Source organism: Arenibacterium sp. CAU 1754 (genome assembly GCF_054482635.1).
This window is the reverse complement of sequence record NZ_JBTLRG010000002.1, coordinates 922074-946873: the sequence shown is the minus strand read 5'-3', so window position 1 is coordinate 946873 and position 24800 is coordinate 922074. Positions and strand designations below refer to the sequence as shown.

At 61.7% G+C, this 24800-nt stretch carries 27 protein-coding genes and 1 tRNA gene; 13 read left to right on the top strand and 15 right to left on the bottom strand.

Going from position 1 to position 24800, the window contains the following annotated elements; translation table 11 throughout:
* Nucleotides 1–33: 33 nt before the first annotated feature.
* The 7 genes from soxB to ACXYMO_RS11345 form a co-directional block, all read right to left on the bottom strand.
* Nucleotides 34–1731: a thiosulfohydrolase SoxB gene (gene soxB, locus ACXYMO_RS11375; RefSeq protein WP_458878799.1), complete on the bottom strand. Its 1698-nt coding sequence runs from the start codon at nt 1729–1731 to the stop codon at nt 34–36.
* Nucleotides 1732–1828: 97 nt separating this feature from the next.
* Entirely contained in the window at nt 1829–2689 is an 861-nt protein-coding gene (gene soxA / locus ACXYMO_RS11370; RefSeq protein ID WP_458878798.1) for a sulfur oxidation c-type cytochrome SoxA, read from the bottom strand.
* A 27-nt stretch (nt 2690–2716) separates the two neighbouring features.
* On the bottom strand, nt 2717–3046 hold the full coding sequence (soxZ, locus tag ACXYMO_RS11365; protein WP_458878797.1) for a thiosulfate oxidation carrier complex protein SoxZ: 330 nt from the start codon (nt 3044–3046) through the stop codon (nt 2717–2719).
* 35 nt (nt 3047–3081) lie between these two features.
* Nucleotides 3082–3501, bottom strand: coding sequence for a thiosulfate oxidation carrier protein SoxY (gene soxY, locus ACXYMO_RS11360; RefSeq protein WP_458878796.1), 420 nt, complete (start codon nt 3499–3501; stop codon nt 3082–3084).
* A gap of 45 nt (nt 3502–3546) precedes the next feature.
* Nucleotides 3547–4026 carry a sulfur oxidation c-type cytochrome SoxX gene (gene soxX / locus ACXYMO_RS11355; RefSeq protein WP_458878795.1) on the bottom strand — a complete coding sequence of 160 codons (480 nt, stop codon included), beginning with the start codon at nt 4024–4026 and terminating at the stop codon, nt 3547–3549.
* Nucleotides 4027–4156: 130 nt separating this feature from the next.
* Nucleotides 4157–4735, bottom strand: a complete 579-nt coding sequence (locus ACXYMO_RS11350) for a thioredoxin family protein (protein WP_458878794.1) — start codon at nt 4733–4735, stop codon at nt 4157–4159.
* 29 nt (nt 4736–4764) lie between these two features.
* Nucleotides 4765–5502 (bottom strand): cytochrome c biogenesis CcdA family protein, encoded by a 738-nt coding sequence (locus ACXYMO_RS11345; protein ID WP_458878793.1) that lies wholly within the window; start codon nt 5500–5502, stop codon nt 4765–4767.
* A 98-nt stretch (nt 5503–5600) separates the two neighbouring features.
* Between ACXYMO_RS11345 and ACXYMO_RS11340 the strand changes: the two genes are divergently transcribed.
* The 5 genes from ACXYMO_RS11340 to ACXYMO_RS11320 all read left to right on the top strand — a co-directional run bounded on the left by ACXYMO_RS11340 (nt 5601) and on the right by ACXYMO_RS11320 (nt 10120).
* On the top strand, nt 5601–5969 hold the full coding sequence (locus tag ACXYMO_RS11340; protein ID WP_458878792.1) for a hypothetical protein: 369 nt from the start codon (nt 5601–5603) through the stop codon (nt 5967–5969).
* Nucleotides 5966–6469, top strand: coding sequence for a GlcG/HbpS family heme-binding protein (locus tag ACXYMO_RS11335; protein ID WP_458878791.1), 504 nt, complete (start codon nt 5966–5968; stop codon nt 6467–6469). Before ACXYMO_RS11340 ends, ACXYMO_RS11335 begins: the two co-directional genes overlap by 4 nt.
* 23 nt (nt 6470–6492) lie before the next feature.
* Nucleotides 6493–6828, top strand: coding sequence for an ArsR/SmtB family transcription factor (locus ACXYMO_RS11330; protein WP_458878790.1), 336 nt, complete (start codon nt 6493–6495; stop codon nt 6826–6828).
* 64 nt (nt 6829–6892) lie between these two features.
* Nucleotides 6893–7951, top strand: a complete 1059-nt coding sequence (locus ACXYMO_RS11325; protein WP_458878789.1) for a YeeE/YedE family protein — start codon at nt 6893–6895, stop codon at nt 7949–7951.
* A gap of 141 nt (nt 7952–8092) precedes the next feature.
* Complete coding sequence (locus tag ACXYMO_RS11320) at nt 8093–10120, top strand: PhoX family protein (protein WP_458878788.1); 2028 nt, start codon at nt 8093–8095, stop codon at nt 10118–10120.
* Between the two features lie 57 nt (nt 10121–10177).
* On the opposite strand, the gene ACXYMO_RS11315 is transcribed toward ACXYMO_RS11320, so the two are convergent.
* Complete coding sequence (locus tag ACXYMO_RS11315) at nt 10178–11077, bottom strand: zinc ABC transporter substrate-binding protein (protein ID WP_458878787.1); 900 nt, start codon at nt 11075–11077, stop codon at nt 10178–10180.
* A gap of 103 nt (nt 11078–11180) precedes the next feature.
* On the opposite strand from ACXYMO_RS11315, the gene ACXYMO_RS11310 reads away from it, so the two are divergent.
* The 3 genes from ACXYMO_RS11310 to ACXYMO_RS11300 are packed head-to-tail and all read left to right on the top strand — an operon-like array spanning nt 11181 to nt 13203.
* Nucleotides 11181–11657 carry a transcriptional repressor gene (locus ACXYMO_RS11310; RefSeq protein ID WP_458878786.1) on the top strand — a complete coding sequence of 159 codons (477 nt, stop codon included), beginning with the start codon at nt 11181–11183 and terminating at the stop codon, nt 11655–11657.
* On the top strand, nt 11657–12409 hold the full coding sequence (locus ACXYMO_RS11305) for a metal ABC transporter ATP-binding protein (RefSeq protein WP_458878785.1): 753 nt from the start codon (nt 11657–11659) through the stop codon (nt 12407–12409). The genes ACXYMO_RS11310 and ACXYMO_RS11305 overlap by 1 nt, the downstream gene beginning before the upstream one ends.
* Nucleotides 12409–13203: a metal ABC transporter permease gene (locus tag ACXYMO_RS11300; protein WP_458878784.1), complete on the top strand. Its 795-nt coding sequence runs from the start codon at nt 12409–12411 to the stop codon at nt 13201–13203. The genes ACXYMO_RS11305 and ACXYMO_RS11300 overlap by 1 nt, the downstream gene beginning before the upstream one ends.
* Here the strand turns inward: ACXYMO_RS11300 and ACXYMO_RS11295 are convergent.
* From ACXYMO_RS11295 to ACXYMO_RS11280, 4 genes are all read right to left on the bottom strand, one after another.
* Nucleotides 13200–14069: a dihydrodipicolinate synthase family protein gene (locus ACXYMO_RS11295; RefSeq protein WP_458878783.1), complete on the bottom strand. Its 870-nt coding sequence runs from the start codon at nt 14067–14069 to the stop codon at nt 13200–13202. The genes ACXYMO_RS11300 and ACXYMO_RS11295 overlap by 4 nt on opposite strands.
* A 53-nt stretch (nt 14070–14122) precedes the next feature.
* A tRNA-Leu gene (locus ACXYMO_RS11290) sits at nt 14123–14208 on the bottom strand.
* A 76-nt stretch (nt 14209–14284) separates the two neighbouring features.
* Nucleotides 14285–14854: a tetratricopeptide repeat protein gene (locus ACXYMO_RS11285; protein ID WP_458878782.1), complete on the bottom strand. Its 570-nt coding sequence runs from the start codon at nt 14852–14854 to the stop codon at nt 14285–14287.
* A gap of 31 nt (nt 14855–14885) precedes the next feature.
* Nucleotides 14886–15392: an Lrp/AsnC family transcriptional regulator gene (locus ACXYMO_RS11280; protein ID WP_458878781.1), complete on the bottom strand. Its 507-nt coding sequence runs from the start codon at nt 15390–15392 to the stop codon at nt 14886–14888.
* 90 nt (nt 15393–15482) lie between these two features.
* Here ACXYMO_RS11280 and putA point away from each other — a divergent pair, with 90 nt between their 5' ends.
* Nucleotides 15483–18890, top strand: a complete 3408-nt coding sequence (gene putA / locus ACXYMO_RS11275; RefSeq protein ID WP_458878780.1) for a bifunctional proline dehydrogenase/L-glutamate gamma-semialdehyde dehydrogenase PutA — start codon at nt 15483–15485, stop codon at nt 18888–18890.
* A 132-nt stretch (nt 18891–19022) separates the two neighbouring features.
* Complete coding sequence (locus ACXYMO_RS11270; protein WP_458878779.1) at nt 19023–19766, top strand: rhomboid family intramembrane serine protease; 744 nt, start codon at nt 19023–19025, stop codon at nt 19764–19766.
* Nucleotides 19767–19789: 23 nt separating this feature from the next.
* On the opposite strand, the gene ACXYMO_RS11265 is transcribed toward ACXYMO_RS11270, so the two are convergent.
* A complete protein-coding gene (locus ACXYMO_RS11265; protein WP_458878778.1) occupies nt 19790–20575 on the bottom strand; it encodes an inositol monophosphatase family protein in 786 nt (261 codons plus the stop codon).
* Nucleotides 20576–20752: 177 nt separating this feature from the next.
* Here ACXYMO_RS11265 and ACXYMO_RS11260 point away from each other — a divergent pair, with 177 nt between their 5' ends.
* Complete coding sequence (locus ACXYMO_RS11260; protein WP_458878777.1) at nt 20753–21793, top strand: NADP-dependent oxidoreductase; 1041 nt, start codon at nt 20753–20755, stop codon at nt 21791–21793.
* Nucleotides 21794–21822: 29 nt separating this feature from the next.
* Here ACXYMO_RS11260 and ACXYMO_RS11255 read toward each other — a convergent pair whose 3' ends face one another.
* Entirely contained in the window at nt 21823–22728 is a 906-nt protein-coding gene (locus tag ACXYMO_RS11255) for a LysR family transcriptional regulator (protein WP_458878776.1), read from the bottom strand.
* Nucleotides 22729–22821: 93 nt separating this feature from the next.
* Between ACXYMO_RS11255 and metF the strand changes: the two genes are divergently transcribed.
* A complete protein-coding gene (metF, locus tag ACXYMO_RS11250; RefSeq protein ID WP_458878775.1) occupies nt 22822–23688 on the top strand; it encodes a methylenetetrahydrofolate reductase [NAD(P)H] in 867 nt (288 codons plus the stop codon).
* Between the two features lie 52 nt (nt 23689–23740).
* Complete coding sequence (locus ACXYMO_RS11245) at nt 23741–24220, top strand: PaaI family thioesterase (RefSeq protein WP_458878774.1); 480 nt, start codon at nt 23741–23743, stop codon at nt 24218–24220.
* A 22-nt stretch (nt 24221–24242) separates the two neighbouring features.
* Here ACXYMO_RS11245 and ACXYMO_RS11240 read toward each other — a convergent pair whose 3' ends face one another.
* Complete coding sequence (locus tag ACXYMO_RS11240) at nt 24243–24740, bottom strand: anthrone oxygenase family protein (RefSeq protein ID WP_458878773.1); 498 nt, start codon at nt 24738–24740, stop codon at nt 24243–24245.
* Nucleotides 24741–24800: the final 60 nt, after the last annotated feature.

The following is a 24800-nucleotide window of genomic DNA, read 5'->3' as shown; positions in this document are numbered from 1 at the left end:
CTTTCGAACTCTCTTGTTTCTTCGGGTGTGCCGTCAGGCACCGACGACTTCGACCGACGTATTCGGCTTGACCGTCACTGTTCCCTGTTTGCGGATGTAATCCTCGACCACATCCCAGATTTGCGGCCCTTCGGTGCCTTCGTTCACACTGGCCCAACCAGCGATCATATAGGTTTTGGCCGGATCGATCTTTTCGCCGGTTTTCAGCAGCGTCATGTCCGAGATCCGTTCGCCCTGCGGCTTGGTCACATCGATGCGGAAGCCAAGGCCGCCGGTACGCACCATGTCGCCGCCCTGCTGGTAATAGGGGTCGGGGTTGAACAGGTTGTCGCCCACATCCTCAAGCACCACATGCAGGAATTCACCCGTCATTTCAGTGCGATATGCCTCACCATAGGTCATCGAGGTGACGTTCCAGATGTCTTCGCGGGTGATGTCCTGACCTGGCAGGATCGACGGACCCCAGCGCACACCGGGCGACAGGGCGATGTCGGCCTCGCGCTCGCTCAGCAGCGCGTCGCAGATCAGGTCGTCCCACGTGCCGTTAAAGTTGCCCCGGCGATATAGCAGGCTGTCGGTCTGGCCAATTACCTCGCCCAGCTTGTCGGCATAGGGCGCGCGCTGTTCATCGATCAGCGCGGTGATTTCCGCGTCCGGCGTGATGACGTCCGAGAAGATCGGGATCAGCTTGTGACGGAAGCCCATCATGCGCCCATCACGCACGTCCAGATCAACACGGCTGACGAATTTACCGTTCGACCCCGAAGCCACGATAATGGTTTCACCCACCAGAACCGGTTCGGGCAGGGCATCATGAGTGTGCCCCGACAGGATCACGTCGATCCCGGTCACGACGTTGGCCATTTTTTTGTCCACGTCGAACCCGTTGTGGCTCAGACAGACGACCAATTCGGCGCCCATGCTGCGCACTTCGTCGACCATCGCCTGCATGTTCTCATCGCGGATACCAAAGGAGTATTCGGGGAACATCCAGCCGGGGTTGGCAATCGGCATATAGGGGAAGGCCTGACCGATCACGGCGATTTTGACGCCGCCACGCTCAAAGAACTTGTAGGGCTTAAACAGTTCGGCCGGTTCGTCCCATTCCGAATCAAAGATGTTTTGACCCAGCGCGGCAAAGGGCAGACCCTCGACGATTTCGTTCACCCGGTCGCTGCCCAGCGTGAATTCCCAGTGGAAGGTCATCGCATCGGGTTTCAACGCGTTCATCACGTTGACCATATCCTGACCCTGGGTTTGATAGCAGGTGTAAGAGCCGTGCCATGTGTCGCCGCCATCCAGCAACAGCGCATCCGGCCGCGCTGCACGAATCTGGTTGATGACCGTTGCCACGCGGTCCAGGCCGCCAACCTTGCCATAGCCCTGTGCGAGCGATGTAAAGTCGTTATAGGTCAGGGCATAGGCCGACGGGCTGCCATCGGCGATGCCATAGAGCTTGCGAAAATCCGCGCCGGTGACATGTGGGACGGCGCCCTTGTTGGCCCCTACTCCGATATTGATCTCGGGCTCGCGGAAATAGATCGGCTTGAGCTGAGCGTGAATGTCAGTGACATGGATCAGGCTCACATTGCCAAAGGTGTCGAAGTCCAACAATTGATCCTGCGTCAGCGCCTGCTGCGCCGCCAGCTTTGCCCAATTGCCAAATCCGGATGCCCCCATCATAGCAGAAGCAGCCATGGACACCTGCAAAAAATCACGCCGTGAAATCATAAGACCGGTCTTTCGCGTTTCTCGTCACACATTCGCATGTGTGAATTTGATTAAAGTGAAAAACCCCGCGCCCTTACAAGAACGCGGGGTTTCGGATTTAGTTACGGACGGACGGTGCTTCGACCGACAGACCGTTACCGCGGCTTGCAACATACAGTTCCAGCGCGATGAACTCATCGCTGCCGGGGTTATAAGTTTCAGCGCGCGTATCACGAACGCAGCCTTTGAAGCGGGCATGCGCGGTGTTCAGCTTGGTGTTCTTCAGACGATAGACAGGAAAGCCGTTGATCTGCCCCTGGCTCAGGTGATCCGCACGGATCATGTTGCCATAGTTGTCTTCGTGGCAGTTCGCACAGCTCAGTTCCAGCTGACCGGTCCGGGTATAGTAAAGTTCCTTACCCTTTTCCCAAGTCGCCTGGACAGGGCCGTCAATGGCAACATTGACCGGCATGCCGCGCGATTGCAGGCTGATCAAAGCCTCCATCGCAACGATTTTGCCACCGGTGTTTTTCCACTTTTCGGCGCCCATCTGGTTCTCACGGCAATCGTTGATCTGATTGACCAATGTGCGAACCTCGCCCGCGCTTTCATTCCACTTGGGATAAACCGCGCGCACACCTTTCATGCTGGTTTCGACGTCTTCGTGGCACGAGGCACAGGACTTACCTTCGGACCCGTCAACCTTGCTCCACTCTTCCATCGCCTGATCGACAAAGATCATGCCCGGATTGTCGAAATCGTCCATTTGCAGGACCTGTGTTTCGTCGGAACGATACACCCAGCCCGAAATGACTTCATCCAGGTTTTCGGCATGCGCCGGAGCCGGCGCATGCGTTGTCAGTTTAAGTTCGCCGTTGATGATCAGATTGGCAGATTCATCTGCCGCGGCTGGCATGGCCAGACCGGCTGACATCAGCGCGACGATCGAAAGGGTTTTGACCCCAATCCGGTTTTTCATATGCGTTTTCCTCCCTTGCGCCTCAGCTCAGCCGATGGCGATGGACTTCGAGTCTTCGTAAACCGAACCGTCATCGTCATACCAGGTGAAGGCAAAGTCGCCCGCTTCGGGCACAGTTGCTTCGAACTGGAAATACGGATTGGTCGAAATCGCCGGTTCCAGCGTGATGTCAATGACCATCTGGCCGTTGAACATGCAGGTAAAGCGATTGATGATCGAACGCGGAATGACGTTGCCTTCCTTGTCCTTGCGCTGACCGCTTTCCATGGGGTGGCTGATCAGGGTCTTGATCGTGACCGCATCACCAGCAGCAGCAGATTTCGGGACCTTGACGCGAGGTTTTACACCAGATGCCATTTTCTATTTCTCCTTATCCGGGAAAGAAGCGCGGCTTAACCGCCGCAACCCCCGATGGTGACTTTTACGGTCGACGACGCCTTGGCAAAGCTGCCATCGGCCATCTTGGCGATGGCGACAACGTCCTGCGTACCGGCCAGACGAATCCGCGTTGCGGCGGCCTGACTTGCGGCCAGCGGGCCAAAGTTGAATGTCGCAACTGGCGGCGTCGGGTTGCCCGTCGCCAGAACCATGATCGCGGTCGCACCGGGTGCGGACACTTCGATCGGAACGGTGTTACCGTTTTCCGCAATTTCAGGCGCTGTGAGGTCAACACCGGAGTCGGCCATATCAGCGCCACCGGTGAACTCTGCGATCAACTCTTCAGTTGTTGACGCATATGCCCGGAACGGCAGGATGCTCATCGCCGCCGCGCCCAGCCCAAGTGCGAGCGTTTCGCGTCTTGAGAATTCCATTTCAATTTCTCCTTGCAAGCATGAAAGCTGCCCTTTCGGGGCTGCTTACTCTTCTTTCAGCGTCATGAGGAACGCGACGACGTCTTCGATCTGCTGGGCAGTCAACAGCGGATCCAGCGGGCCCGTGGGCGCTTTGCCCGTGTAGGCGTCACCGGGCCGTGTGAACCCTTCGACCTTGTAGAACGACGGCATAACCGATCCTTCGAACATGACTTTCGCATTGGTCACGATCCCGCGCAGTTCCGCCTCTGTCCAGCGGTCTGCAGCGCCATCCAGCGATGGGCCAACCTCACCGTGGAACGGGATGTCATTCAGCGCCGTTACCTGGTGACAGGCGATGCAGTTTCCCGCACCCTTGTTCATGATTTCAGGCGCATTTGCTGCGTTACCCGCCACACCGGTCAGCGACTCGGCAATGGCACCGTCTTCGTTAAACGCCACATCAGACGGTGCGACGTCCGCTGCCAGCGCAGCGCTAACACCTACTGCCGAAGCGGCGATTGTTGTAATTATCAGTCTTCTCATGATTCCTCCCTGGAGTGGCCGCGCGAACGCGACCGCTGACGATCTGACCTGCTGTATACCGTAGGCCACAGAACGCAGTGAACGCAACAACAAATTCATCATTATGAATTATTATGCCGATACCAAAGTCTTAGTCGGTTTTGCCGTTGCTGCGCTCCTGAATGCGACGTGCGTGGTAACGCTGAAAATCCTCTCCGTTATCAAGAAGATATCGCTTTTCAGCGACCCAGGTGAACATATCCAGCGTCGTGCCGGGGCCAAATGCACCAGGCATCACCGCGACGGCCGCCTGTTGTGCCGTCAACTCCTCGTCCACCTCTTCCGGCAGAAAGAGAATCGTCGGGGTGAACAACACGTTCCAACGCCGTGCCATGTCCTTCTCGCTCAGGACCTCACCATCGAAATCGGTCACTTCGGTGTCGCCATGCAAGTTCAGCTGAACGACAAAGTAATTGTCGGCGATATACTGGCTGACGTCCGGGCGCGGGAACACTTCCTTGTGCATTTTGGCGCAATAGATACAGCCGCGCTGTTCAAAGAACAGAACCAGCCGTTTGCCTTCGGCATTGGCTTCCTCCAGATCCTCGCGCAGGTCCTTGAACGTGTCGCGCATCCATTCGGTCTTGTGCAGGCCATCGTCGCCCATTTCGACCGCCATGGCCGGCAAGGCCATCATCAGGGCAAGCGCCCCGGCGAAAAAATGCTTCATATCGTTACTTCCTCCTTGTTGTGCAGGGCTTATCCCAGGTTTTGAAATGCCGGGAACCAGCGGATCATGGCGTCGGCAATCAGATTCACCGCGCCGGTTGCGATCAGCACGGCAAACACGATCAGCATAACACCCATTCCTTTTTCCACCCAGGCAAAGGCGGTGCGATGCCGCTGCACCCAGGCCAGGAACGGGCGGGCGAACAGGGCGGCCACCACAAACGGGGCGGTCATCCCGACGCCATATACAAACAACAACAGGGCACCGCGCCAGATGTCGCCCATGCCGCTGGCAATCATCAGAATAGACGCCAGCGCCGGGCCCACGCACGGTGTCCAGCCGAACCCAAAGGCCAACCCCATCAGATAGGCACCCAGAACGGTGCTCGCCTCGGCACTACTTTCCAGCCGCGCCTCACGATACAGCAGAGGCACCCGGATCACGCCAAGAAAATGCAGGCCAAACACGACCAGGATGGCCGCCGCGACATAGGACAGGGGTTCCAGAAACTGGCCGAACATCTGTCCCAGCGCCGTCGCTCCCATGCCCAGCGCCATGAATACCGTGGTCACGCCAAACGCGAACATCACCGCCGAAACCAGCAACCGTCGCTGCGCCCCCGGCGCAATCTTACCATCGCCGCGCAATTCGCTCATGCTCAGCCCGCCCATGTAAGACAGGTAGAACGGAACCATCGGCAGGATGCAGGGCGTGAAAAAGCTCAGCAAACCGGCAAATGCCGCGCCGAGCAGGGATATTTCCAGCATTTGGGGTCCTCCGCCGCGGAGGGGAAATACGTCCGCGGCTTGATTCATTCACATATTCAGATTACGTTGTACATTATCGAAACGTCAACGGGTGCCTTATGCGCCATATAATCACAATTTCCGGAGTCCTGTTCACAATGCTGGCGTCCCTGCCCGCAGCGGCGGCCGAACTTGTGATGGTGGAAGAGGCAGGCTGTGTCTGGTGTGCGCGCTGGAACGCTGAGATTGCACCGGCCTATCCGAACACGTCCCAGGGGCGGTTCGCACCGTTGCGCCGGGTTGAGATTTCCGCCCTGCCCGAAGATCTGGAAATCCAGCGGCGGGTGACCTTCACTCCGACTTTCCTGATTGTTGACGAAGGCCGCGAACTGGCCCGGCTCGAAGGGTATCCGGGTGAAGATTTCTTTTGGCCAATCCTGGCCAAACTTTTGCAGGACAACACGAAATACACAGGGGACTCGCAATGAAACGGATAACGGGACTGATTGGCGCGCTGTGCTTTGCTGCAAGCGGTGCAGTGGCTGATGACGAGGGCGCATTCGTGGAATTTCAGGTCCTGAAACCCGAAGTAGCCCAGCAAATGGCCCAAGCAGCGATGCAGGCCTGCCGCGACGCCGGATACCAGGTCGGTGTGACCGTTGTGGACAGGTTCGGTGTGCCTCAGGTCTTCGTGCGCGACCGCTATGCCGGTGTGCATGTCTATGAAACATCCCGCCGCAAGGCTTGGACCGCGGTCAGCTTTCGCACCACGACGTCCGACCTTGCGATAGAAACCGCCCCTGACAAAATCTCGTCGGGTATTCGCCACCTCAGCGAGGCCCTGCCTCTGGGCGGCGGCATTCCGGTTTACGAGGGGGGTGGCAGCATGGTCGCAGGAATCGGTGTTTCCGGGGCGCCCGGGCCGGATTTGGATGACGAATGCGCCGAAGCAGGCATCGCCGCAGTAGAAGATCAGATTGCGTTCTGACACAACGCTAAGGGACTAGAGACATGGCACTACCGCAGTTTTCGACAGATATGGCAGTGGAAGAGCTGGACAAGATGGTGGACAACGCCACCAGCGCGTCGAACTTTCTCAAGGCGATCAGCCACGAGGGCAGACTCATGATCCTGTGCCACCTCGTCACCGGCGAAAAATCCGTGACCGAGCTTGAGGACCTTCTGTCGGCCCGTCAGGCTGCCGTGTCCCAGCAACTGTCGCGTCTCCGGCTCGAAGGTCTTGTCATTCCACGGCGTGACGGCAAGGCGATATATTATCGTTTGGCGGATGACCGTCCCCGGCGTATCCTTGAAATCGTGTACGAGCTGTTCTGCGACGACGACTGACCTCCCCGGCCTGTGCGCCGGGCAGTCCGGCGCCGTGCAGCCATGCAAGGGGGAGGAGACGCTGATGCAAGAGTGGTTTTCTGACAGTCAACTGGTGGCCCTTGTCGGTCTTTTTGGCGGGATTCTCCTGGGTCTCGCTGCGCGACTGGGCCGGTTTTGCACCTTGGGCGCGATCGAGGATTTGCTGTATGGCGGATCGGACACCCGGCTCCGCATGTGGGCGCTGGCCATTGGCGTCGCCTGTCTGGGAAGCTTTTCGCTCATCGGCGCGGGTCTGTTGAGCGGGGCGGACACCTATTACCTCTCCATCCGCTGGATGCCGCACGCCTCGGTTATCGGCGGTCTCATGTTCGGCTACGGCATGGCGCTGGCAGGCAACTGCGGCTATGGGGCGATTGCCCGGCTTGGCGGCGGCGATCTGCGCTCGTTCGTGATCGTTCTGGTGATGGGCGTTTCAACCTATATCGTCATGTCCGGCCCGCTGGCCCCTGTGCGTGATTATTTCTTTCATCAGGTCGATGTGACATCTGAAATTCCGCCCGGACTTGCGCATCACGCCTCGGCCCTGACCGGGTTGCCGGTTGCGCCAATCGGGGCCGCCGTCGGGTTGCTGATCTGCGCCTTCGCGCTGTCGTCCGCAAAATTCCGGGCCGAGCCGAAGCTGGTGTTCTGGGCGGCGGTCGTCGGGCTGGCCATCGTGTCGGGCTGGGCCGGAACCGCGTGGGTCAGCGCCACGGGCTTTGACGCCCTGCCCGTTGTCTCGCACAGCTTTTCGGCCCCCGTGGGCGAATCCATCCTCTATGCCATGACCGGCAGCGCCCGCCCCCTATCCTTTGCGGTCGGCTCGGTCGCCGGCGTGTGGCTCGGGGCATTCATCGGATCGCTCATCAAGGGCCATTTCCGCTGGGAGGCGTGTGAGGATCCCCGCGAACTGCGCCGCCAGATCATCGGTGCCGCCATCATGGGCGCCGGTGCTATCATTGCCATCGGCTGTACTGTGGGTCAGGGACTCACGGCGTTTTCACTGCTGGCCGTCAGCGCTCCGGTCACGTTCATCGCCATTTTCGCCGGCGCCGCCTTTGGCCTGCGTCAGCTGATCGAAGGCTTCAGCCCCGCCGAATAACGCGGGTCTTCCAGGCCAGGCTGACTTTTAGCCTCATTTCTGATAGGGTTCACGCCAGTGTTACACGGCGCGTGGAATTTGCGCGCAATCGCGATTCCGATTTGGAGTCGCTCCCTATTTCAACAGGAAGGAGTCAGCCCAATGGACCGCAAAACCATTCTCGACGATCCCGAGATCGGCAACAAGGCCGAAGCCTATGAAGCCTTTGACGACATCCCGACCAACCCCAATCTGGGCAACACAATCGGTGATGTGATCAACACCCGTTATGGCCGCCGCGACGTGCTGCGCGGGGCTCTGGCCGTGTCGGCCACAACGGCCCTGTTCGGCACCTCGGCGATAGTTGCCCCGAAACAGGCCGCCGCCGCAGGGCATGGCAGCCGATATGTGTTTGACGAATTGACCTGGGGCAACGACGAAACACACCACATCGCCGATGGGTATGACGCCGATATCCTACTGCGCTGGGGCGATCCGATCACCGCCGATGCCCCCGAGTTCGATGTGATGAACCAGACGGCTGAGGCGCAGTTGAAACAGTTCGGCTATAATTGTGATTACGTCGGCTTCACCCCGCTGGACGATACCGGAAATCGCGGTCTTTTGTGTGTGAACCACGAATATACCAACGAAGAGGTTATGTTCCCCGGTCTGGGCCGTCAGGATCGCGCCGGATTTGAAGGCATGACCAAGGATCTGGTCGATATCGAAATGGCTGCCCACGGCGGCAGCGTGGTCGAAATCGCCCGTGGAGAGACTGGCAAATGGGCGCTGGTTCGGGACAGCAGTTATAACCGCCGGATCACCCCGCTGAACACGGAAATGACAATTGATGGCCCCGCCGCCGGACACCCCCGGATGCAGACCAACGCCGACCCCTCGGGCACACGCGTCATCGGCACCGTCAACAACTGCGCCGGCGGCATGACCCCCTGGGGCACGTATCTGATGGCCGAGGAAAATTTCCACGGATATTTCTGGACCGATGTCGTGGACAGCGACGAAAAACCCGACCTTTCGGCCCATTCCGATGAGACATCCAAGAAACGCTATGGCGTTCCGGGTCGCTGGTACGCCTGGGGCAAATTCCACGACCGGTGGAACATCGACCGCGAACCGAACGAACCCAACCGCTGGGGCTGGATCGTCGAGGTCGATCCACGCGACCCCACCGTAATGCCGGTCAAACACACGGCCCTGGGCCGATTCCGCCACGAAGGCGCGGAAACAACCGTCGCTGCATCCGGTCAACTGGTCGTCTATTCGGGCGACGACAACCGGTTCGACTATCTCTACAAATACGTCTCGGACGGGATCGTTTCGGATGACAAGGCAGCCAATTCAAAACTGCTGAGCGAGGGGACCCTCTATGTCGCGCGGTTCGACGCCGACGGCAGCGTTGAATGGATGCCGCTGGTGCACGGAAACGGCCCGCTGAACGCGACGAACGGGTTTGAGACCCAGGCCGACGTTCTGATCGACACGCGCCTTGCCGCCGATCTGCTGGGCGCCACGCCGATGGACCGCCCCGAGGACGTTCAACCGCGTGGCGATGGCACCGCCTATGTCATGCTGACCAACAATAACAAACGCAAAGCCAATCAGGTCAACGCTGCCAATCCACGCCCCGAAAGCAACTTTGGCCATATCATAGAGATCAAGGAAAATGGCGGCGACCACGCGGCCAGTTACGGCCAATGGTCGATCCTTGTGAAATGCGGAGATCCCGCCGTTGCCGATGTCGGCGCGCAGTGGCACCCGGAAACCTCGGCCAACGGCTGGTTCAGTTCGCCCGACAACTGCGCCATCGACGCCGATGGACGGCTCTGGATTTCTACGGATCAGGGCTCGGGCTGGGGCAAGACCGGCAAATCCGACGGGCTCTATGCGCTGGAAACCGAAGGCGACATGCGCGGCCATTCCAAACTGTTCTTCCGCTGCCCCGTCGGCGGTGAACTGTGCGGGCCATATTTCACCAATGACGGGGGAACCCTGTTCCTTGCGGTGCAGCATCCCGGCACGGACGGCACCAAGAACCTCAAGGGCTTCGAACGCGACTCGACGTTTGAGGATCCGGCCACCCGCTGGCCCGACTTCGACCCGCAAATGCCACCGCGCCCGTCGGTTTTGGTGGTCACGAAACAAGGCGGCGGCAAGATCGCGTCCTGATCCTGCGTCTCTTTTCTCTGGTCACAGGCCCCCGCGGGGGCCTGTGCACGGTCCGCCCTATTGCGCCGCACACGCGGCAATCGCCTGCGCCATTGCGCGCAGCACATCGCCATAAAGGGCGCCCCCCGGTTCCAGCTGTGCGCCCAGGGGATCCAGCCGGGCGATTGGCACCGAATACCCCTCGGTCCCGGCGCGCAAAAGGCGGTCTTCGAACTGAGGTTCGCTGAATGCACAAGTGATGCCCCCTTGCGCCACGCGGTCGCGCAGACGCGACAGTTGCGCCGGACCGGGGCTGGCCGCATCGCTCAGGGTGACAGTGCCGACTGTCGTCAGGGCAAAGCGATGTTCGAAATACTGATAGGCATCGTGAAAAGCGATATAGGTCCCGTCGCGGGCCGGGACCAACATGGCGTCAATCTCGTCAACCAGCGCCATCAATTTGACCTGCGCCTTCTGGGCATTCTGCTGATAGGTTTCGCCATTGTCCGGATCCAGACGCCCCAGATGATCGGCAATGACCTTGACCCATGCGGCCGCGATCTGTGGATCCAGCCAGGCATGCGGGTCAATTGCCCCCTCATGGTCGTGATCATGGTCGTGATCCGCAGCGGTCAGGTCACGGTAGGGCAGCGCCATGTCACCAACGTAGTCCAGCAATTCGACATGTGCTGCATCCCCCGCCAGACTTTCCACCGGTTTGGATAGCCAGGGGGTAAGCCCGGGCCCCATCCACACCACCAGATCGGCCTGCTCCAACCCGCGCGCCTGCGAAGGGCGCAGCGCATAGCCATGCGGTGATGCGCCGGGCGTCACGATCAGATCAGGCACACCCAGATCCCCCATCACCTGTGCAACCAGGCTGTGCACAGGGGCGATATCAGCGGCCACATGCGGCGCTTCCGCACGCAACGGGAGGGCGGCAACAATTGCCGCGGCAATGGCGAAAAAACGATGCATCGATCGTGTCCTTTGTGTCTGACCAATTGGCAAGGGTGATCTGCTTGCTATATGCAATGTTATAACATATCAATCAAGATACTCAGAACACCCCGGACCCATCATGACAGCCAACGGATTTGAAACCCACGACCACGCCGGATGCATTGCCGAGGCGCTGCATGCCGCCGAAGCAACCTGCGCGCGGGAAAAGCTGCAATTTACCCCGGCCCGGCGACGGGTTCTGGAAATCCTGCTGCGTGAACACCGCGCGATGGGGGCCTATGACATCCTTGAAGTCCTGGCGGCTGATGGCATGGGCTCACAACCGCCGGTCGCCTATCGCGCGCTCGATTTTCTGGTCAAGAACGGGTTCGCCCACAGGATCGAACGTCTGAACGCCTATACCGCCTGCACCCACCCCGACCAGGATCATGTCCCGGCCTTCCTGATCTGCCGCGCCTGCAAGGCCGTGGCCGAAGCGGAAACGCAGCTGGAACAGGGGCGACTGGGACAGGCCGCACAACAGGCCGATTTCACCATCGAACGTATCGTGGTCGAGGCCGAGGGTCTCTGTCCGGCCTGCGCAGGGGCCGCTTGATGACCACGCCTGTAATCGCTGCGCGCAATCTGAAAATCAAGCGAGACGGCCGCACCGTCCTGCACGACGTGAATGTCGAAATCGCCCCCGGTGAAATCGTCACCATTGTCGGGCCGAACGGATCCGGCAAATCAACTTTCCTCAAGGCGCTGATCGGCGCCCTGCCCCCAGCCAAGGGTCACGTCGAGCGCGCCCCCGGTTTGCGCATCGGCTATGTGCCCCAAAAACTGGCGATTGATGCCAGCCTTCCGATGACCGTGCGCCGGTTTCTGTCCCTGCCCCGCCGGGTGAGCGCGTCCGACACGGCCGCCGCACTGGACCAAGCGGGCGTGCCCGATCTGGCCAACCGGCAAATGACCGACCTGTCAGGTGGTCAGTTCCAGCGTGTCCTGCTGGCCCGCGCGCTGCTGGAGAATCCCCAGCTCCTTTTGCTGGACGAGGCGACACAGGGCCTGGATCAACCCGGCTCGGCCGCGTTCTACCGCCGCATCGAAGAGGTGCGCCGCGACCTGGGATGCGCCGTCGTCATGGTCAGCCACGATTTGCATGTTGTCATGGCCGCCTCTGACCGGGTCTTGTGCATCAACGGTCACATCTGCTGCGAAGGGACGCCCGAAATCGTCGCCAGCGCGCCGGAATACCGTGCCCTGTTCGGCACCGGGACCCAGGGCGCGCTGGCGCTTTACCGTCACGAACATTCCCACAGTCATGACCACGATCACGCGCATGACCACGACGGACATTCACACTGATGTTTGACGATTTTCTGACCCGTGCGGCGCTGGCCGGGATCGGCGTGGCGCTGGCCGCGGCCCCCTTGGGCTGTTTCGTGGTCTGGCGCCGAATGGCCTATTTCGGCGAGGCAACGGCGCATGCCTCGATCCTTGGCCTTGCCTTCGCGCTGGGTCTGGCCATGCCACAGCTGCCTTGGATCCTCGTTGCCGCGCTGGCCATGGGCGTGGGCGTTTCGGCCCTGACCGGACGGGCCTATGCGGTTGACACGGTTCTGGGCGTCATGGCCCATACCGCGCTTGCCGCCGGCCTTGTCGCGGTGGCCTTGCTGGGTGATATCCGCCTTGATCTGATGGGATTCCTGCGGGGGGATATCCTTGCCGTGAACACATATGATCTTGCGATAATCTGGATTGGCGCGGCGCTTATCCTTGCGCTGATGGTCTGGCGGTGGTCGGCCCTGCTGACCACAACGCTGAATCCCGATCTGGCCCGCGCCAGCGGCCTCAACCCAAGGGCCGAAGAGTTCGGCCTGACCGTTGGACTGGCCATCGTCGTGGCAGTGGCCATCAAGGTCGTCGGGGTGTTGCTGATCGCGGCCTTGCTGGTCATTCCGGCAGCGGCAGCGCGCCCGCTGGTGCGCACGCCCGAGGCGATGGCCATCGGCGCCGCCCTGATCGGCGCGGCTTCGGCGCTTGGCGGGTTGTGGGCGGCGTTCGTTCTGGAAACCCCGGCCGGGCCCAGCATCGTGTGCACCGCCGCGGTTCTGTTCGTTGCGACAATGATGATCGGGGCGGTGACGAACCGTCGTTAGACCACCGGATCGAGCGTGCTGAGCGCAGTTTGCCCCTGCGCGTCCAGCGCCACGAAGGGCGGCAGAACGCGGCCCCAGTCCTCACATCCGGTACGCCGCGCAACCATATGTTTTATGGCAGGAACAAGTGGCTGAGCTGCAATCGCCGAGCGGATTATTCCCGCCCGGTCCAACATGCCCGGATCCGGCGCCGCGCGCCCGGTCCAGATCGCCCCGCAAAGCGGTGCCGAGACATTGACTGTCGCCGAGATACACCCGGCAAACCCTGCGCGCGCCGCCTCGCCCAGGGTGGTTTCGGAACTGGGAAAAACCCGCAGGTCAGGCATCTGTGATGCAATGGTCCGGCAATAGTCCAGATCGCCCGACGAATCCTTGATCCCGCAGAAACGATCCGGGAAATCCGCGTGCAGCCGGGCGATGACGGACACCGGAATGACCAGCCCGGTCATCTGCGGGTAGTTATAGAAATATATCCGGATTTTACGTCGCCCAAGGCGGTCGTTCACCGATTTGTACCAGTGGTATAACCCATCATCGCTGAGCGGTTTGTAATAATAGGGCGGCAGCACCAGCGCCACGGGATAGCCCAGGTCATCCGCATGTTCGGTGAGCAAAACGGTCTCGGCCAGCGACGGCGTCCCGGTCCCCACCATCAGGCGTGCCCGCTCCAGCCCTTCGGCGGCCCAGCGCATCACCCGCTTGCGGGTCTCCATATCGTGCGAGTTCGCCTCGCCCGTGGAACCGAGGATGTTCAGCCCGTCACACCCGTTGCCCAAGGCCCAGGTGCAATGTTCCAGAAACAGATCCCTGATGGGCGCCCCATCGGCATCGACCGGTGTTGGCACAGCTGCGATGATCCCGTCCATGCGGCCTGATCCCCCTGCTCTGGCGCCCTGTTCGGCGCGGTGTGTCAGTGCATTGGTGCGGGCGGTGGGACTCGAACCCACACGGGCTTGCGCCCTTCAGATTTTAAGTCTGATATGTCTACCATTCCATCACGCCCGCACAGGACCCGCGGGGCCCATGCCCTTTGCTGATAGCAATCCGGCCGATGGCTCACAAGCCACCTCTGTGCGCGGTGTCAGATGTCCTGACCCTTGGGCGCAAGTGGCGCGCCGGGGGCGGCTAGGCCACGTTCGGGCAACCAGGGGTTCAGTTCAAGGGCGCGCGAAAGCGACTCGCGTGCCTCGTCCGGGCGGCCCAGACCCAGCAGGGTCAGCGCCCGGCCCGACAGCGCAGCGACGTGATCCGGCGACAGGGCCAGCGCGCGGTCCAGGTCAACCAGTGCCGGTGCAAAATCCTGTCGCAGGTAATTGACGAAAGCGCGCTGGTTATACCCTTCGGCATAGTCGGGGCAGTAATCGATAAGTTTGCTCAGATCGGCGAGCGCGCCCAAGAAATCATAGGACTGGCGCTTTCGCATGCCCCGGTCCAGCATCGCCTGGGCCTGTTCATTCGGGGCATCGGTCCAAAGCTCCCACATCTCTCCGGCAATGGCGCGGGCGTCGTTTTCGGTTTTCGCCTCTCGCGCGGCCTCGTAGAGGCGTTGCAGCTGGGCCCCGTGATCGGGCGCGGCAGGACAGGTTTGTGCCAGCACGGGACCGGCGCCGAAAGCGGGGGCAAAACAGAAGGCCATCAAAGCATGTCGCATGACGACAATGCTGGCGCGGCTGGCCCATGGGTCAAGTCACATTTTCGAGCGGCTCAAGCGGCCCCTTTTCCTTGACCGCCTGCATCGCGACATAGGTCGACGTGCTGGACACATGCGGCAGGGTCGAGATTTTTTCAGCGAGAACAGCACGGTAATCGGCCATGTTGCGGGTTCTGATCTTCATCAGGTAATCGAAATTCCCGGCGATCAGGTGCACCTGTTCAATCTCGCCGATCTTGGCCACCGCCGCGTTAAAGGCGCTGAGTGCCGCCTCGCGCGTGTCGGTCAGGCGCACCTCGACAAAGGCTACGTGATCAAGGCCCAGGCGGATCGGGTCGACCAGGGCGCGGTAGCCGATGATCACGCCCTCGGTTTCCAACCGGCGCAGGCGCGCCTGCGTGGGCGATTTCGACAGCCCGATGCGCCGGGCCAGATCGGCGATACTGATCCGTCCTTCGCTGGCCAGAACGCTCAGAATCTTGCGGTCGAATTGATCCAGCTCCACACCGTCCGTTTGCACTGCGATTCCTCCAATCATAAGTCGATTGTCCGGCATTATTCCGGTTTTCCGGCGAATGTCCCGCCAATTCAGGTGTAATATACCCATATCGACCTCGAAAGGCATGCCATGACCCTTCCTACGCTGAATCACGCCCCGATCGACACCGGCACCTATCAGGACGAGGACGCCGCCATCGCGCGGCTGGTCGCGCTCGCCGACCTTTCAGCAGAGGATCGCCGCGCGATCAGCACCGCGGGGGCCGATCTGGTGCGCGCCATCCGTGCCCATGCGGCACCGGGGCTGATGGAGGTATTTCTGGCCGAATACGGCCTGTCCACCGACGAAGGCATCGCGCTGATGTGCCTGGCCGAAGCCTTGTTGCGGGTGCCCGACGCAGACACGATCGATGCGCTGATCGAGGACAAGATCGCGCCCAGCGACTGGGGCAAACACCTTGGGCATTCCGCCTCACCGCTGGTCAATGCCTCGACCTGGGCGCTGATGCTGACGGGCAAGGTTCTGGATGACGACACGCCCGGCCCGGCGCCAGCTCTGCGCAGCGCGATCAAACGGCTGGGCGAGCCGGTGATCCGCACCGCCACGGCGCGCGCAATGAAGGAAATGGGGCGTCAGTTCGTTCTGGGGGAATCGATCACCTCGGCGATGAAACGTGCCGCCGGGATGGAGGCCAAGGGCTATACCTACAGCTATGACATGCTGGGCGAAGCCGCGCGGACCGAAGCGGATGCGTCGCGCTATCATCTCAGCTATTCCCGCGCGATTTCGGCGATTGCGACGGCCTGTACGTCGGAGGATATTCGCGAAAACCCCGGCATTTCGGTCAAGCTATCGGCGCTGCATCCCCGCTATGAGGTGGCGCAATATGGCCGCGTGATGCGCGACCTGGTGCCGCGCCTTCGTTCGCTCGCCCTGCTGGCGAAATCGGCGGGCATGGGGTTGAACGTCGATGCGGAAGAAGCGGACCGGCTGACCCTGTCGCTGGACGTGATCGACGCGGTTCTGGCCGAACCGGCGCTGGCCGGGTGGGACGGGTTTGGCGTTGTTGTCCAGGCCTATGGCCCGCGCGCCGGGGCGGTGATCGACACGCTGCATGACATGGCCACCCGCCATGACCGGCGCATCATGGTGCGGCTGGTCAAAGGCGCCTATTGGGACAGCGAGGTCAAACGCGCACAGGTCGAAGGGATCGACGGATTTCCGGTCTTCACCCGCAAGGCGGCGACGGACGTGTCCTATATCGCGAATGCGCGCAAACTGCTGGGGCTCACGGACCGGATTTATCCGCAATTCGCAACCCACAACGCGCATACGGTTTCGGCCATCCTACACATGGCAGAGGGGCAACCGTATGAATTTCAGCGCCTGCACGGGATGGGCGAAACGCTGCACAATCTGGTCAAGGACGCCAACGGGACACGGTGCCGGATCTATGCGCCGGTGGGGGCACATCGCGATCTGTTGGCCTATCTGGTGCGGCGGTTGCTGGAAAACGGCGCCAACAGTTCCTTCGTGAACCAGATCGTAGATGAGGACGTCGCGCCCGAAACCGTGGCCGCCGATCCGTTCGAGGCGCTGTCAGGCCCTGCGCCCAAGCTGGCCGTGGGACCCAACCTGTTTCAGCCCGAACGGGTAAATTCGCAAGGGTTCGACCTGGCCCACGCGCCGACACTGGCCAGGATTGACGCCGCCCGCGCGCCGTTTGAGCGTGCGACATGGTCGGCCGCCCCGCTGCTGGCGGGCGATGCCGCACCGGAGGCGGAGATTGCCGTGCAGAACCCGGCGGATGCCGCGGATCGGCCGGGTGTGGTTGCATCGGCCTCGGCAGCGGATGTTGAAACGGCCCTTGCCGCAGCCACGCCGTGGGACGCGCCAGCGGCCGAACGCGCCGCCGTACTGAGCCGTGCCGCAGACCTGTACGAAGAGAACTACGGCGGAATCTTTGCGCTGCTGACGCGCGAGGCGGGGAAATCCCTGCCCGATTGCGTGGCGGAACTGCGCGAAGCGGTGGATTTCCTGCGCTATTACGCGGCCAACATCCCCGACGCGGCCCCGGCGGGCGTGTTTACCTGCATTTCGCCGTGGAACTTTCCGCTGGCGATTTTCTCGGGCCAGATTGCCGCCGCATTGGCCACGGGCAACGCGGTTCTGGCCAAGCCGGCCGAACAGACACCTCTGATCGCGTATCTGGCCGTCAGCTTGCTGCACGCTGCGGGCGTGCCGCGCCCCTCGTTGCAACTGTTGCCCGGAGGCGGGGCCGTGGGGGCGGCGCTGACCTCGGACGCGAGGGTGGACGGGGTGGCCTTTACCGGATCGACTGCGACGGCACTGAAAATACGCGCGGCGATGGCCGACCATCTGGCCCCCGGCGCGCCGCTGATCGCCGAAACCGGCGGGCTGAACGCGATGATCGTTGACAGTACCGCCCTGCCCGAACAGGCGGTGCAATCCATCGTCGAAAGCGCGTTCCAGTCGGCAGGTCAGCGGTGTTCGGCCCTGCGGTGCCTCTATCTGCAGGAGGACATTGCCGAGGACGTTCTGAAAATGCTGCGCGGGGCGATGGATGCCCTGTCACTCGGCGATCCATGGCTCTTGTCGACCGATTGCGGCCCGGTGATCGACGCCGCGGCCCTGGCCGGTATTCGCGCCCATATCGACATTGCCCGCCACGAGGGCCGCGTGCTCAAGGAACTGGATGCGCCGCAGGGCGGAACCTTTGTGGCGCCGACGCTGATCGAATTGCCCGGCATTGCGGCACTGGAAAAGGAAATATTCGGCCCGGTGCTGCATGTGGTGCGGTTCCGGTCGCGGGATCTGGACCGGGTGATCGACGATATCAATGCAACCGGCTATGGCCTGACCTTTGGGCTGCATACCCGGATCGATGACCGCGTACAGCATGTGACCGACCGCATTCACGCCGGGAACATCTATGTGAACCGCAACCAGATCGGCGCGATCGTCGGCAGCCAACCCTTTGGCGGCGAGGGACTTTCCGGAACCGGCCCCAAGGCGGGCGGCCCCAATTACATGGCCCGGTTCTGCGCCCCCGACCGGGAAACCAGCGCAGACACCTGGCCGGGCGCGGCATCTGGCGCACCCAAGACAGTCGGCACACCCTTGCCGCCTTCCACCCGGTCCCTGCCCGGACCGACAGGGGAATCCAACCGCCTGACGCTGAGCGCGCGGGCGCCGCTGTTGTGTTTGGGCCCGGGGGTCAAAACGGTGCAGGCTCAGGCCCGGGCGGTGCAGGAACTGGGCGGTGTCGCCCTGTGCACGGACGGGATGATCGCGCCCGAAACATTGCAAAAGATGGACGGGCTCGCCGGAGTTCTCTGGTGGGGCGACGCGGACACGGGGCGGCAGATCGAACAGGCGCTGGCGCGGCGCGCGGGGCCGATCCTGCCGCTGATCCCCGGCCGTCCGGACGTTACCCGAGTGCGGGGCGAACGGCATGTCTGTGTCGACACGACCGCCGCCGGGGGCAATGCAGCCCTGTTGGGCGGGATCGGGTGATCTGGCGCGCGAACCCCGGTACACCCGCAGTGATCTGACCGGAGGGCCAGACCGTCCCCCCGGCGACTGAAAGAATGGCGTCAACCGATTGCAGGCTTGACCCCAAATCGCTTTGCCGCCAGCGTGCGATCCATGTTTCCGATCCGCGATCACAACCCGTCGGGGCGCACGCCTTATGTCGTCTACGCCCTGATCGCCGCCAATGTTCTGGTTTTCGTCAGCTATCTGGGCATTCTGAACAATCCGCGCGCGCTCTATCAATTCTTTGATGTCTGGGCGATCGTTCCCGCCGAGATCAGCTCAGGCGTCGGCTTTCACACCATGGTGACGTCGATGTTCCTGCATGCCGGGTTCTTGCACCTGGCGGGCAACATGTTGTTCCTGTGGATTTTCGGCGACAACCTTGAAGACGAGATGGGGCATCTCGGCTTTTTGCTGTTTTATCTGGCGGCGGGCCTGGGCGCGGGGCTGATCCATGTGATCACCGGCCCCAGCTCCGTCGTTCCAACCGTGGGCGCCTCGGGTGCGATTGCCGGGGTGATGGGCGGTTACCTGTTGCTGTTCCCCAAGGCCAAGGTTGATGTGCTGGTCATTTTCATCATCTTTTTCAAAGTGTTCCCGATGCCGGCCTGGGTCATGCTGGGCCTGTGGTTTGCAATGCAGTTCATCGGCAGCGTCGGCACCAATGCCGACATCGGTGGCGTGGCCTATTGGGCGCATACGGGCGGGTTTGTCGTGGGATTGCTGATCGCCATTCCCCTGTGGAGGCGCCTGGGCGGTGCCGCATTCTGGAACCGGACCGAAGGGCACCCGCCCCATCCCGAGGCGGAATACACGTTCACACGGTCAAACATCCCGCGTGTTCCACGCAAATAACCCGTTTGGCAAAAGGTGCCGGATCAGCCTCGGATCACCTTGGCGAACTGGTCGAAAATCGCTTCGTTCGAGGCGATCAGTTCACCGTCGGCGAGAATGTCGCCATCCGGGGTCAGAGGCTGGGCCAGGCCGCCCGCCTCGCGCACGATGATCAGGCCGGCGGCCATGTCCCATTCGTTCAGGCGCCGTTCCCAGAACCCATCATACCGGCCCGCGGCGACATAAGCCAAATCCAGCGAGGCCGCACCCCAGCGCCGCACACCGGCACAGACCGGCATCAGCCGCGCCAAGTCCTGCAGGGTCAGCGGCAGGTCCGCGCGACCGGCAAACGGCAAACCGGTTGAAAAAATGCTTTCGATCATGCGGCTGCGCGAGGACACGCGAAGGCGCGTGTCGTTCATCCACGACCCGGCGCCCTTTTCAGCAAAGAACATTTCATCCTTGGCCGCGTCGAACACCACCCCGGCCACGACCTGCCCCTTGTGTTCAAGGGCGATCGAGACCGCCCAGTGGGGCAGCCCGTGCAGGAAATTGGTGGTTCCGTCCAGCGGATCGACGATCCAGCGGCGCGTCGGGTCCTGCCCCTCTTCGCTGCCGCCTTCCTCGGCCACCCAGCCATAGGTGGGGCGGGCCCCCATCAATTCTTCCTTGAGGATCGCCTCGGCGGCCAGGTCGGCACGCGACACGAAATCGCCCGCGCCCTTCATCGAGACCTGCAGGTTCTCGACTTCGCGGAAATCCTTGACCAGCGAACGCCCCGCTTTGCGCGCGGCTTTGATCATGATGTTGAGATTTGCACTGCCTACCATGGCTTTGGCTCCTGTCCGGTCAGGCCGCGCGTATACGCCCCGGCCCCGGTCTTGCCAACCCCTTGGCGGACGTGATTGCATCGGTCGGGCGCAGATGCCGCTGCGTCGTGACGCTTGCTGCTTGCCAATGCCGGTGTCACCGTCCACCGTCGCCGCAATCAAACGGAGGAGATTCCCATGTCAGACCAGATGCATCACATCGCCTTGGCCAGCCGCCCGGATGGCGCGCCGACGCCCGAAAATTTCCGCTATGAAGCCAAACCGATGCCAGTGCCCGGCGACGGCGAGGTTCTGGTCAAGGTGCATTACATGTCGCTAGACCCCTACATGCGCGGGCGCATGGATGACGCAAAATCCTATGCCGCGCCGGTGCCGATTGGCGGCACGATGGAGGCCGGGGCCGTGGGCGAGGTGGTTGCCTCGAACAGCCCGGCATTCAAACCCGGCGATTATGCGTTTGGCATGTTCGGCTGGGCCACCCATGGGTGCCTGCCTGCCAACCAGTTGCGCAAGCTCGACCCGGCGCACGGGTCAATCACCACGGCGCTGGGGGTTCTGGGCATGCCCGGTTTCACCGGCTGGCACGGGCTGACCGAATATGGCCGTCCGCAAGAGGGGGAAACGCTGGTCGTGGCCGCGGCCACGGGGCCGGTCGGTTCAATGGTCGGGCAGGTCGCGAAATCGCTGGGGTTGCGCGCGGTCGGTGTTGCGGGCGGCGCCGAAAAATGCGCGCTGGCGGTTGAAAAATTCGGCTTTGATGCCTGCCTTGACCACCGCGCTTTTGACAACGCTTCGGACCTGCGCCAGGCACTGTCGGCAGAATGCCCCAAAGGCATCGACATCTATTTCGAAAATGTGGGCGGCAAGGTTTTGGAAGCGGTCTTCCCGCTGATGAACCCGCATGGCCGCATCCCGATCTGCGGGATGATCAGCTGGTATAACGCCGGCGGTCTTGGCGCAGGCGCCGATCAGCAGGGCCTGACCGCCCCCGCCCTGTGGCGCAATATCCTGGTCAAGTTCCTGTCCGTGAACGGGTTCATCATCTCGAACCACTGGGACCGTTACCCGACCTTCCTGGGCGAGATCGGCCCCAAGGTCGCCAGCGGCGAGGTCGCCTATCTGGAAGACATCGCCGAAGGTCTGGAAAATGCGCCCGCGGCCTTCATGGGCCTGCTCAAGGGCGGAAACATGGGTAAACAGATCGTCAAGGTCGCCTGAAAACCGCCCCGGCCCCACGCGGGCCGGGATCACGCCGCCTGAAGCTTGCGCGCCTCGATGCGGGCGAGTTCGATCAGGTCGGTGACGAAGGGTTTTTCCAGATCCTCGCTGCGCACGGCGGCATAGAGCCGCCGTGTGATTCCTGTCTTGGTCAGCGGACGGGTGACGTAATCCGAGGAATATTTCACCTCGCGCACGACCCAGTCGGGCAGCACCGAAACACCTCGGTTTGAAGCCACGAGCAGCAGAATGACGGCGGTCAGTTCGACCTGACGGATGCTGGCCGGTTCGACCTTGGCCGGAATCAGAAGCTGACTGAACACATCCAGACGGGTGCGGTCCACCGGATAGGTGATCAGGGTTTCGCCGCGAAAATCCGCCGCCTCGACATAGGGTTTCGCGGCCAAGGGGTGCTGGGCCGAAGCCACGAAAACAGGCGAATAATCAAAAAGTTCGACGAATTCGACGCCGGGGATATCCTCGGGGTCGGACGAGACGACAAGGTCGACCTCTTCCTTTTGCAGGGCGGGCAGCGCATCAAAGGCTAGGCCGGGGCGGATATCGACATCCACATCGTGCCAGTTCTTTCGGAACGCTTCGAGTACCGGGAACAGCCACTCGAAACAGGCGTGGCATTCGATGGCGATATGCATGCGCCCGGTTTTGCCGTCGCGAAGGTTGGAAAACTCGGCCAGGGTCGCCTCGACCTGGGGCAGCACCTGTTCGGCCAGACGCAGCAGACGATAACCCGCCGCAGACAGGGTCATCGGCTTGGACCGGCGCACGAAAAGTTCGACGCCGGCCTGATCCTCAAGCCCCTTGATCTGATGGCTGAGCGCACTTTGGGTGATGTTCAGCTGATCGGCCGCACGGGCCAGACCGCCAGCGTCATGGATGGCCTTGATCGTGCGCAGATGACGGAATTCGATGTGCAAACTATCGCCTCGCTCATGTTGTTGTTGAGATTTATGAAATTGTTTCACAATCCGCGATATGCGACAAGGTGCGAAATCCAGAGGAAACACATCATGTCCGTGCCCGAAATTTCGTTTGAATTCTTTCCGCCGCAGAACCTGGAAGGGGCATTTCGCCTGTGGGATACGGTGCAAACGCTTGCCCCGCTGGACCCGCGGTTCGTTTCGGTGACCTATGGCGCGGGCGGTACAACGCGCGATCTGACCCGCGATGCGGTTTCGGCCCTGCACAAATCATCCGGCCTGCCGGTCGCGGCGCACCTGACCTGCGTGAATGCGACGCGCGAGGAAACTCTGAACATCGCACAAGGGTTTGCCAAGGCGGGCGTGCAGGACATCGTGGCCCTGCGGGGCGATCCGCCCAAGGGGTCGGGTGCGTTCACGCCCCACCCCGACGGGTTCGCCAATTCGGTTGAACTGATCGAGGCCCTTTCGGAAACCGGCGATTTCACGATCCGCGTAGGCGCCTATCCCGATGTTCACCCCGAGGCGGCGGATGCGCAGGCCGATATCGACTGGCTCAAGGCCAAGCTGGACGCCGGCGCGACCGAGGCGCTGACCCAGTTCTTTTTCGAGGCCGAGACGTTTTTCCGGTTCCGCGATGCCTGTGCCAAGGCGGGGATCGACCATATGATCACCCCCGGCATCCTGCCGATCGAAAACTGGAAAGGCGCGTCCAATTTTGCCCGCCGCTGTGGCACGCATATCCCCGCATGGCTGGAAGATGCGTTTACAAAGGCCGTGCGCGACGGGCGCGAGGATCTTCTGGCAACGGCCGTCTGCGCCGAATTGTGCAGCGATCTGATCGACGACGGCGTGGACAAGCTGCACTTTTACACGCTGAACCGTCCGGAACTGACACGCGATGTGTGCCACGCACTGGGCGTCACACCCCGCGTACACCTGCAAAACGTCGCGTAAGACTTGCCCGATCTGCGTCTCCTGCTAGCGTGATGCCAAACAGGAGACGCCCATGAACATAGCCAAAAGTCCCGAAGATTTGCTGTCACAGGCCGAAGTGCTGGGCATGTCCGGCCTGGAATTCATGCAGGGGATTTTGGACGGGACCAACCCCGGCCCGCCGATTGGTCAGACACTGGGATATACCCTTCATGCGGTCGAGGACGGGCGCGTCGCCTTTCGCGGAACGCCCGAATTCAACGTCACCAACCCGATGGGAACGGTGCATGGCGGCTGGTATGGCACGCTGCTGGACAGCGCGATGGCCTGCGCGATCATGACCTGCGTGCCGAGGGGTTCGGTTTACACAACGCTCGAATACAAGATCAACATCACCCGCGCGATCCCGCTGGGCACAGAGATCGAATGTGTTGGCATCGTCGATCATTCCGGCCGGTCGACCGGCGTCGCCCATGGGGAAATGCGCGGGGTCGAGGATGGCAAGCTTTATGCCACCGGATCGACCACCTGCATCATCATGAAGGTGGCCTGAGCCGGCGCGCCCTGCCCCGCGGTTATGTCGCGCGCAGGTTCATCGTTCCCAAGCCCGCCAGCAGCAGCGCCGCGCCCGAGGCCACAGTGCGGACTTGATTCCAGACCTGCCAGGGTTGCGAGTAGTCCTGCCAGATTTGGCGGGCCAGTTCGATATCCTGCGGTACGCTGACCGTTGCCAGAGCCTCATTCATCGGCACGTTGACCGCCATGGTCAGGATCATCCCCCCAAAAAGATAGACCAGTCCGCCCAAGCCAAAATACAGCGCGCTGCCCCTGTGCCCAGCTCCCCGGGCAATCAGCCCGGTCAGCAGCAAAACGAAGGGGGTTCCAAAAAAGGCCGGTGCAAAGGTCGCGTTGCGGACCGAGGCGTTCATCGCCTGCATGGCCGCGATGGCCGTGCGCGGGTCTGCCTGATCCAGCCCCCACATGGTCGAACAGACCCAGGCATAGAAAAAGCCAAAGATCGCACCCGAGAACAAAAGAGAGGCCAACGCCAGAAATGGAAGTGCTCGTTTCATGATTATCCCCTAACCGTACATATGTGTACTACTTGAATCATTGGGTACAGATGTGTACGG

Bases quoted from the DNA above. Each gene is read 5' to 3' on its own strand.
- soxB (WP_458878799.1), bottom strand. From the start codon at position 1,731: ATGATTTCACGGCGTGATTTTTTGCAGGTGTCCATGGCTGCTTCTGCT.
- soxA (WP_458878798.1), bottom strand. From the start codon at position 2,689: ATGAAAAACCGGATTGGGGTCAAAACCCTTTCGATCGTCGCGCTGATG.
- soxZ (WP_458878797.1), bottom strand. From the start codon at position 3,046: ATGGCATCTGGTGTAAAACCTCGCGTCAAGGTCCCGAAATCTGCTGCT.
- soxY (WP_458878796.1), bottom strand. From the start codon at position 3,501: ATGGAATTCTCAAGACGCGAAACGCTCGCACTTGGGCTGGGCGCGGCG.
- soxX (WP_458878795.1), bottom strand. From the start codon at position 4,026: ATGAGAAGACTGATAATTACAACAATCGCCGCTTCGGCAGTAGGTGTT.
- ACXYMO_RS11350 (WP_458878794.1), bottom strand. From the start codon at position 4,735: ATGAAGCATTTTTTCGCCGGGGCGCTTGCCCTGATGATGGCCTTGCCG.
- ACXYMO_RS11345 (WP_458878793.1), bottom strand. From the start codon at position 5,502: ATGCTGGAAATATCCCTGCTCGGCGCGGCATTTGCCGGTTTGCTGAGC.
- ACXYMO_RS11340 (WP_458878792.1), top strand. From the start codon at position 5,601: ATGCGCCATATAATCACAATTTCCGGAGTCCTGTTCACAATGCTGGCG.
- ACXYMO_RS11335 (WP_458878791.1), top strand. From the start codon at position 5,966: ATGAAACGGATAACGGGACTGATTGGCGCGCTGTGCTTTGCTGCAAGC.
- ACXYMO_RS11330 (WP_458878790.1), top strand. From the start codon at position 6,493: ATGGCACTACCGCAGTTTTCGACAGATATGGCAGTGGAAGAGCTGGAC.
- ACXYMO_RS11325 (WP_458878789.1), top strand. From the start codon at position 6,893: ATGCAAGAGTGGTTTTCTGACAGTCAACTGGTGGCCCTTGTCGGTCTT.
- ACXYMO_RS11320 (WP_458878788.1), top strand. From the start codon at position 8,093: ATGGACCGCAAAACCATTCTCGACGATCCCGAGATCGGCAACAAGGCC.
- ACXYMO_RS11315 (WP_458878787.1), bottom strand. From the start codon at position 11,077: ATGCATCGTTTTTTCGCCATTGCCGCGGCAATTGTTGCCGCCCTCCCG.
- ACXYMO_RS11310 (WP_458878786.1), top strand. From the start codon at position 11,181: ATGACAGCCAACGGATTTGAAACCCACGACCACGCCGGATGCATTGCC.
- ACXYMO_RS11305 (WP_458878785.1), top strand. From the start codon at position 11,657: ATGACCACGCCTGTAATCGCTGCGCGCAATCTGAAAATCAAGCGAGAC.
- ACXYMO_RS11300 (WP_458878784.1), top strand. From the start codon at position 12,409: ATGTTTGACGATTTTCTGACCCGTGCGGCGCTGGCCGGGATCGGCGTG.
- ACXYMO_RS11295 (WP_458878783.1), bottom strand. From the start codon at position 14,069: ATGGACGGGATCATCGCAGCTGTGCCAACACCGGTCGATGCCGATGGG.
- ACXYMO_RS11285 (WP_458878782.1), bottom strand. From the start codon at position 14,854: ATGCGACATGCTTTGATGGCCTTCTGTTTTGCCCCCGCTTTCGGCGCC.
- ACXYMO_RS11280 (WP_458878781.1), bottom strand. From the start codon at position 15,392: ATGATTGGAGGAATCGCAGTGCAAACGGACGGTGTGGAGCTGGATCAA.
- putA (WP_458878780.1), top strand. From the start codon at position 15,483: ATGACCCTTCCTACGCTGAATCACGCCCCGATCGACACCGGCACCTAT.
- ACXYMO_RS11270 (WP_458878779.1), top strand. From the start codon at position 19,023: ATGTTTCCGATCCGCGATCACAACCCGTCGGGGCGCACGCCTTATGTC.
- ACXYMO_RS11265 (WP_458878778.1), bottom strand. From the start codon at position 20,575: ATGGTAGGCAGTGCAAATCTCAACATCATGATCAAAGCCGCGCGCAAA.
- ACXYMO_RS11260 (WP_458878777.1), top strand. From the start codon at position 20,753: ATGTCAGACCAGATGCATCACATCGCCTTGGCCAGCCGCCCGGATGGC.
- metF (WP_458878775.1), top strand. From the start codon at position 22,822: ATGTCCGTGCCCGAAATTTCGTTTGAATTCTTTCCGCCGCAGAACCTG.
- ACXYMO_RS11245 (WP_458878774.1), top strand. From the start codon at position 23,741: ATGAACATAGCCAAAAGTCCCGAAGATTTGCTGTCACAGGCCGAAGTG.
- ACXYMO_RS11240 (WP_458878773.1), bottom strand. From the start codon at position 24,740: ATGAAACGAGCACTTCCATTTCTGGCGTTGGCCTCTCTTTTGTTCTCG.